Below are 6,972 nucleotides of genomic sequence, written 5' to 3'. Positions count from 1 at the left end.
GGCCACCTTCCCCACGGAGGTGGCCGGCCGCCGTCGGGCTGTTCGGAGTCGTGCTGTCCGGGAGGAAGGCCGACCGTGTGGTTGTATAGATGTATACAAGTATTGTTTGAGTCGAAGGTCATGCGATGGCGGAGTCACACGCCCGGAACACCGGAGCGCATTTTGTGTACGGGGAGCTGAAGAGGCGGATCCTCAGCCTCGAACTGGAGCCGGGAGAGCGGATCTACGAACCTGCGATGGCCGCGGCGCTGCAGGTCAGCCGGACACCTTTGCGGGAAGCCATCAGGCGGCTTATCTCGGAGAACCTCCTGGAGCAGCAGCCCACGGGCGGGGTGGTGGTGCCGGTGCTGGACGACGCGGCTGTTTCCGAGCTTTACGACGTCCGCGCGGCGCTGGAATCACTGATGGCACGGGAAGCCTGCGCGAAGGCCACGGCCGCGGACATCGAACGCCTCCACGGCATCCTCGAACGCAATGCGGCCACCGCGGCGTTCGCCGACGAAGCCATGAAGTACGGCGTGGCGCTGCATGCGGCGATTGCGGGGATCGCCGGTAATTCCTGGGCACGGCGCTTCCACGAGCAGGTGTCCAGCCACATGCAGCGTTACCGCCACTACACCAACAACACCCAGGAACGCCGCGACCAGGCCCTCGCCGACCACCGGATCCTCGTGGAAGCCGTAGCCTCGGGCAAGCCGGACGAAGCAGCAAGGATCGCGTTCGAGCACGTCATCGGCGCCCGCGACGAAGCGCTGCGCGCCATCTCGGGCGGCACGAGTGCAAGCTCGGGCAGCACGCCCGCCGCCAAATGATCGGCGGGCTTGGGCGCCGCTCGGTCATCGCCCTCCTGGTCAATTCGGTACTGATCCAAGCCATCACCTTCCTTGTCCGGCCGGCCGCAACGTACCGGGCCCTGGAACTGGATGTTCCCGGCTTCGCCCTTGGCCTCCTGGCCGCCAGCTACGCCGTGTTTCCCCTGATCCTGGCTGTTCCCACGGGCGGGCTCGTGGACCGGCTGGGAGAGCGGCGTCTCATGGTGATCGGCTCCGCCGTCGTCCTCGCCTGTTCGTCGTTCCTCCTGCTCTGGGGTTCCTCGATCGTGGCCCTGGTCATCGGGACGGCGCTCCTCGGTGCGGGGCAAATGGCCTGCGTGGTGGGGCAGCAGGCAGTGGTGGCCAACAATGCCACCTCGTCCCGGATGGATTCGGCCTTCGGCTACCTGACGTTCGCCGCCTCGCTGGGCCAGGCCCTGGGTCCGTTCGCCATCTCGCTCGTCGGCGGTTCTTCCGTCCGTCCCGACACCCAGGCGATCTTCCTGCTGGCCGTCTGCATGGGCGTGGTGATGCTGGCGACCACCTTCGCCATTTCAGGCAGCGCCGGCGCCAGGAGGAAGGGTGCCGTTGCGGGCGAGGTGAGCACGGGCAGTGCCGTGTCGCTGCTCAGGACCCCCGGAGTTGCCCGCGCCCTGGCCACCAGTGCCACGGTGCTCGCCGTCGTCGACCTGACAGTGGTCTACCTGCCGGCGCTCGGCTCCGAACGCGGACTCTCCGCGGCGACCGTCGGCCTGATGCTCACCACGCGTGCGGTGTTCTCGATGGCATCCCGGATTGGCCTGGGACGGATTTCCCGGAAGCTGGGGCGCATGAAGCTGCTGGTCATCAGCCTTGCCCTCTCCACCGTGACCCTGGGCGTCGCGGCGATACCGATGCCCGTGTGGCTCCTGTTTGTCGTGATGGCACTGCTGGGGCTCGGCCTTGGCATCGGGCAGCCGCTGACCATGTCCTGGCTGTCCGCCCAGTCCCCGCCCGGGCAACGCGGCAAGGCACTGGCCCTGAGGCTCGCCGGGAACAGGGTGGGCCAGCTGGTGTTGCCCAGCGCCATCGGCGCCGTCGCGGCAGGGCTCGGCTCCGCCGGGGTGTTCCTGGCCTCGGCGGCGGTGGTCGGAGGGACGCTCGTGCTGGTGCGCGGCGTGCGGCTGGACGACTAGCGGGGGCGTGGCCGCCTTGGGGCGCCCCGCCCTGGAGCTCTCCCGGCGGCGCCCCGCCCGCCGTCGTGCGTGCCCTTTCCTGTCAGACGGACACGGCATAATGGCGCGGGTGGGGAAAACAACAAAGTTTCTGGTAACTGGACTTTCGGCCCTGATGCTGGCCGGATCGCTGGCGGCGTGCGATGACGGCCGCGCCGGGGCGGAGGGAGCGGCGAAGCAGCTCGCGTCCTCGCTGGCCGGGCTCGACCTCGGACCTGTGGCCCTCGAGGGCACGGACACGGCGGCGGCGAACGAGCAGCTCAAGGCCGTGTTCGCGGACCTCGGCGACATCAAGCCAAGCGTGGCGGCCGGCGAGGTGAAGCTCGACGGCAGCAAGGCCACCGTGCCCCTGGACTACAGCTGGAAGCTGGGCTCGGCCGAATGGAAGTACAGCTCCCAGGCCGAGCTGACGAAGTCCGGCGACAAGTGGACCGTGCAGTGGAACCCTGCACTGCTCGTACCGGAACTCAAGGACGGAGAAGTCCTGGACGTGACCACGGCCAGGGCAAAGCGTGGCGGGATCCTCGGCGCCGGGGACACCCCGATCGTGCAGGACCGCAAGGTGATCCGGGTCGGCCTGGACAAAACCAAGGTGGACGCCGCGAAGGTGGAATCCTCGGCAAGCGCCCTGGCCGGGCTGGTCGGCCTGGATGTGGCGGAGTACACCACGCAGTCCGCGGCGGCGGGCCCGCAGGCCTTCGTTGAAGCGATCGTCCTGCGCGGCTTCACCGCGGACATCACCGAGGCGAAGCTGAAGGCGATCCCGGGCGCGGTCGCGTTGCCGGACACCCTGTCCCTGGCGCCCACCCGCACCTTTGCCCGCCCGGTCCTCGGCTCAGTGGGCCAGGCCAGCGCCGAACAGATCGAAAAGTCCAAGGGCGCCCTCAAAGCCGGGGACATTGTCGGCACCGGCGGCCTGCAGGAAAAGTACGACTCCCTGCTGCGCGGCAAGGACGGCCTCGTGGTGGCGGTCGTGCCCGCTCCCGGACAGGACGCTCCTGCCGAAGGAACCGCCGCGGAAGGAACCGCCGCGGAACCGCGCACCCTGTTCGAAGTCCCGGCCATGGACGGGACCTCGCTGAAGACCACGTTGGATGTGAAGCTGCAGCAGCTCGCCGAGGCCACCCTCGCGGACACCGGCCCGGCGTCGGCCATCGTGGCGATCCGGCCCTCCACCGGGGCCGTGCTCGCCGCCGCGTCCGGCCCGGGCAGCAACGGCTACAACACCGCCATGCTGGGCCAGTACGCGCCCGGCTCCACGTTCAAAATCGTTGATTCCCTGGCGATGATCCGCGACGGCATGACCCCCGATTCCAAGGTGCAGTGCACGCCCACCCTCACCGTTGACGGCCGCACCTTCAAGAACGCCGAGGGATATCCCGCGTCCTCCCTGGGTTCGGTGGCCCTCCGGGACGCCTTCGCACACTCCTGCAACACGGCCTTCATCTCCGCCCGGGACAAGGTCAGCCAGCAGCAGCTCGAATCCGCCGCCACCTCCCTCGGCGTGGCCGTCGAAGCGCCCAAGCTGGGCGCCGACGCCTTCCTCGGTTCCGTCCCGGGCAACGCCGAAGGCACCGAGCATGCCGCCTCCATGATCGGCCAGGGCAAGGTGCTGCTCTCGCCGCTCGCCGCGGCTGTCATGGCTGCGTCCGTCGGCCACGGCGCTCCCGTGTCGCCACAGCTGGTCCTGAACGGCGGCACCCAAAGCGGCGACGGCGGTGCGTCCGACGGCGGTGCCTCGCCCACGGCGGGTGCCTCGCCCACGGCGGGTGCCTCGCCCTCGTCGTCGGCTTCCGCTACGGCTCCGGCGATCGCGAAACCGGTGACGAAGGCCGAAGCGGCAGCCCTCAGCGACATGATGCGCGCCGTGGTGACTTCCGGTCACGCCGGCTTCCTCGCGCAAGTGCCGGGTGCCCCGGTGGGTGCAAAGACCGGCACCGCCGAGTTCGGCAAGGACAACCCGCCCAAGACCCACGCCTGGATCGTGGCCGTGCACGGCGATCTGGCCGTGGCGGTGTTCGTGGAAGACGGCGGCCTCGGCGCCACCACCAGTGGGCCGCTGCTGAAGGAGTTCCTGATCGCGGCGGGGTAGGGCCTCAGTCGTCGAAGACGTTCCAGCAGATGGGGCTCCTGCGGCGCTGGTCTTCGAGGACCATTCCCCGGATCTCCTCCGGCAGCAGGGACCGCTGCCAGTCCCGTTCCATGCGGCGGGCTGCCTCGGCTTCCCCGGCGGGAGCCGCGGCGACGGCCGCCTTGATGGCGTAGGCGGCCGCGCCAAGGTCGTGTTCCGCGACGTGTGCCACCACCCCGGCCTGGCCTGCGGCGAAAGCCGCATGCCGGGCGGCACCGGTCAGCGGGCGCGCCGCAGCCATCGCATGGCCGCCGGCCGCACGGGACTCCATCATGCCGATGGCGCCGCGGATCCACGCGCGCAGCTGCGTGATCGCCTCACGGGGCCGCGGGTCGTCCGGGCGTTCGGCTTCGAAGTGAGGGAGGACATGCTCGGCGCAGCGGGCAGCCCATTCGGCGAGGAGGTGATGGTGGGCGTCACTTAGGGTGCCGCCGCGCCGGACGGTGACCAAGCGGGGGTCCCGTACTTTCGGGAGGATCATGGGCGTTTCCTTTGCGGGTCTGCTCCGCGAATCGTAGCGGAGCGCCGGGTTCCGCGGAGGCGGTCGCTGGCGCCGCATCGAGGCTTCGACATATCCTCAGCCTGTCACGCGCCGCCTTCCCGGAAGGCCGCGCCACGAAACTGCATTCAGGGGGAACGCATGTCCACGCCACCGCCGGATCTCCAGCCCGGATACCCGCAACACGACCAGACACCGGTCACCCAGGGCCAGCTGCGCTGGTACCTCGAAGGCATGAAGCATGCGAGGCTGGCCGCCGTGTTCGGTGTGCTCGGGATCGTGTCCATCGGTGTGGTCTTCGGCCCGCTGGCGCTCATGCAGTCCAAGAAGGCCGAGGCCTACGGGGTTCCCGCGCAGGACGGAAGGATCCTGGGCTGGGTCGGGATCGGGCTGTTCATCGCCTGGTTCCTGTTCGTCATCGCGTACATCGTCCTCATTGCGAGCTTCGTCTCGCAGCTGCCGAACATCATGAGGACGCCGCTCCCGGACCGGTACTGACGGAGGCGCGGACCGGGCCGCGTCAGTCGTGGAACGGTTCGCCGGTGAGCTGGTGGTCGGCGTGGTTCAGCGTTTCGCGGATGAGCCGGACCAGGTGACCGTCGTGCAGGGAGTAGATGACGTGCCGGCCGTCCTTGCGGGTGTCCACCAGGCCGCTGAGCCGCAGCTTCGCCAGGTGCTGGCTGACCACCGTGCGCGGAACGTCGGCAGCGTCCGTGAGTTCGGTGACCGACTTGGGCCCCGAGGTCAGCTGCCAGAGCAGGTGCAGCCGGGTGGGCTCGGCGAGCATCCGCAAGGTTCCGGCCGCGGTGTCCAGCAGTTCGGCGTCGGGCGTGACCTCGTGGACGAGCGACGGCGCGGGGTCCTGCTGTTTCGTGATGGCACCGGCGGCGCCGTTGGCCATGCTCAAAGGCCTGCTCCTATTGCTTGAGTTCCGCGGCTCCCCGGCTGTCCGGGCTCGTGATCGGATGCGCTCCTTCGGACCTGCGCGGCCACGAGAGGAATGCACCCGTACCGCCTATCATCGCAACAAATGCCAGCGCGAGGGCAGCCGGGCCGAGTCCCGCCGCGGCGCCGAGCCAGCCCGCCAGCGGATAGGTGAGGATGTAGCAGGCGTGCGACAGCGAAAACTGGGCGGTGAACACGTACGGCCGCGTCGCCTCATCCGAAGCTTCCCGCAGCAGCCGGGCCGACGGCGTCAGGACCGTCGAGGTGCCGGCGCCCAGCAGGAACCACAGGCCCAGCAGCCAAGCCCAGGTGCCTGAATCGGTTCCGGCCCCTTCCGCCAGGAACGTCAGGGCCGCGGCGCCCGACATCACCATGGGGAGGACGGCCGCCCCGGTGAGCATGACGGCACGGTCCCCGAAGCGCTCCAGCACGCGGGGCGCACCGAGCGCCACCGTCATGGAACCCACCCCGAAGCAGGCCAGGGCGAGGGCAAGGTCCGTCTCCGGCCGGTGGAGCACCTCCCGGACATAGACCACGGTGTTCACTAGGACCAGCGCCGTGGGCGCGGCGACCACCAGGTTCAGCGCCAGCAGCGACCGCAGCTTGGGAGACCGCCAGAAGATCCGCGCGCCAAGGGTGATGCCGTGCCACAACGACGCCGGGGCCTCCTTTGCCGCGCCGTTTGCCGGGGCGGGCAAAGCGGTGACCGCGACCAGGAGAGCCGAAAGCAGGAAACCCGCCACCGTCCCGAGGAACAGCTTGTTGTAACTGAGGACCGTTAGCAGCAGCGCCGCGATCGCCGGGCTGGCCAGCGCTTCAAGGTCGTAGGCCAGCCGGGAGAGCGACAGGGCACGCGTGTAGTCCCGTTCGGCGGGGAGGACGGCAGGGATCAGTGACTGGAAGGCCGGGGTGAACGTTGCCGAGGCGGATTGCAGCAGGAAAATCACCACATAGACCTGCCAGGCTTCGGTGATGATCGGCAGGCACAGGGCCATTGCCGCCCGGAGGAGGTCGGCGCCGATCAGCACCGGCTTCTTCGGCAGCTTCGCCGCGACGGCGTTGATCACCGGGGCGAAACCCACATAGGCGGCCATCTTGATGGTGAGGGCCGTGCCGAGGACAGCGCCAGCGTCCTTCCCCGCCAGGTCAAAGGCCAAGAGACCCAGGGCCACAGTGAGCAGACCGGTGCCCAGAAGCGCCACGAGCTGCGCGATGAACAGGCGCCGGTATGTCGCGTTCCGCAGTACCGGCAGCATCACGTCCCCCTCGGGATTAAGTGCATATGTGCATCATAGTGTACATATGCACTTCGGGTTCTGGTCCAAGAGCGCAGGTCCCCTCGACAGCAGCCTGTCCGGGGACCTGCCCAAG

The 6,972-nt window shown here is 69.1% G+C and carries 7 protein-coding genes; 4 read left to right on the top strand and 3 right to left on the bottom strand.

Features of this window, described 5'->3' with window-relative positions; genetic code table 11:
* Nucleotides 1-125 precede the first annotated feature (125 nt).
* The 3 genes from D3654_RS07975 (at nt 126) to D3654_RS07965 (ending at nt 4,118) form a co-directional block, all read left to right on the top strand.
* Nucleotides 126-812, top strand: coding sequence for a GntR family transcriptional regulator (locus D3654_RS07975; RefSeq protein WP_120520972.1), 687 nt, complete (start codon nt 126-128; stop codon nt 810-812).
* Nucleotides 809-1,987: an MFS transporter gene (locus D3654_RS07970; protein ID WP_120520971.1), complete on the top strand. Its 1,179-nt coding sequence runs from the start codon at nt 809-811 to the stop codon at nt 1,985-1,987. The genes D3654_RS07975 and D3654_RS07970 overlap by 4 nt, the downstream gene beginning before the upstream one ends.
* Nucleotides 1,988-2,096: 109 nt before the next feature.
* A complete protein-coding gene (locus D3654_RS07965) occupies nt 2,097-4,118 on the top strand; it encodes a penicillin-binding transpeptidase domain-containing protein (RefSeq protein WP_120520979.1) in 2,022 nt (673 codons plus the stop codon).
* A gap of 4 nt (nt 4,119-4,122) precedes the next feature.
* On the opposite strand, the gene D3654_RS07960 is transcribed toward D3654_RS07965, so the two are convergent.
* On the bottom strand, nt 4,123-4,638 hold the full coding sequence (locus tag D3654_RS07960) for a putative immunity protein (protein WP_120520970.1): 516 nt from the start codon (nt 4,636-4,638) through the stop codon (nt 4,123-4,125).
* A gap of 159 nt (nt 4,639-4,797) precedes the next feature.
* Here D3654_RS07960 and D3654_RS07955 point away from each other — a divergent pair, with 159 nt between their 5' ends.
* Nucleotides 4,798-5,154, top strand: a complete 357-nt coding sequence (locus tag D3654_RS07955; protein WP_120520969.1) for a hypothetical protein — start codon at nt 4,798-4,800, stop codon at nt 5,152-5,154.
* A gap of 22 nt (nt 5,155-5,176) precedes the next feature.
* Here the strand turns inward: D3654_RS07955 and D3654_RS07950 are convergent, their stop codons facing one another.
* A complete protein-coding gene (locus D3654_RS07950; RefSeq protein ID WP_120520978.1) occupies nt 5,177-5,557 on the bottom strand; it encodes an ArsR/SmtB family transcription factor in 381 nt (126 codons plus the stop codon).
* A gap of 16 nt (nt 5,558-5,573) precedes the next feature.
* Entirely contained in the window at nt 5,574-6,857 is a 1,284-nt protein-coding gene (locus D3654_RS07945; RefSeq protein ID WP_120520968.1) for an MFS transporter, read from the bottom strand.
* Between the last annotated feature and the right edge of the window lie 115 nt (nt 6,858-6,972).

Origin of the sequence: Arthrobacter celericrescens, from assembly GCF_003614925.1 — a bacterium.
GTDB classification, from domain to species: domain Bacteria; phylum Actinomycetota; class Actinomycetes; order Actinomycetales; family Micrococcaceae; genus Arthrobacter; species Arthrobacter celericrescens.
This window is presented reverse-complemented; position numbering and strand designations above follow the sequence as displayed.

Coding starts and splice junctions, on each gene's coding strand:
- D3654_RS07945 (WP_120520968.1), bottom strand. CDS start 6,857: ATGCTGCCGGTACTGCGGAACGCGACATACCGGCGCCTGTTCATCGCG.
- D3654_RS07970 (WP_120520971.1), top strand. CDS start 809: ATGATCGGCGGGCTTGGGCGCCGCTCGGTCATCGCCCTCCTGGTCAAT.
- D3654_RS07950 (WP_120520978.1), bottom strand. CDS start 5,557: ATGGCCAACGGCGCCGCCGGTGCCATCACGAAACAGCAGGACCCCGCG.
- D3654_RS07975 (WP_120520972.1), top strand. CDS start 126: ATGGCGGAGTCACACGCCCGGAACACCGGAGCGCATTTTGTGTACGGG.
- D3654_RS07960 (WP_120520970.1), bottom strand. CDS start 4,638: ATGATCCTCCCGAAAGTACGGGACCCCCGCTTGGTCACCGTCCGGCGC.
- D3654_RS07955 (WP_120520969.1), top strand. CDS start 4,798: ATGTCCACGCCACCGCCGGATCTCCAGCCCGGATACCCGCAACACGAC.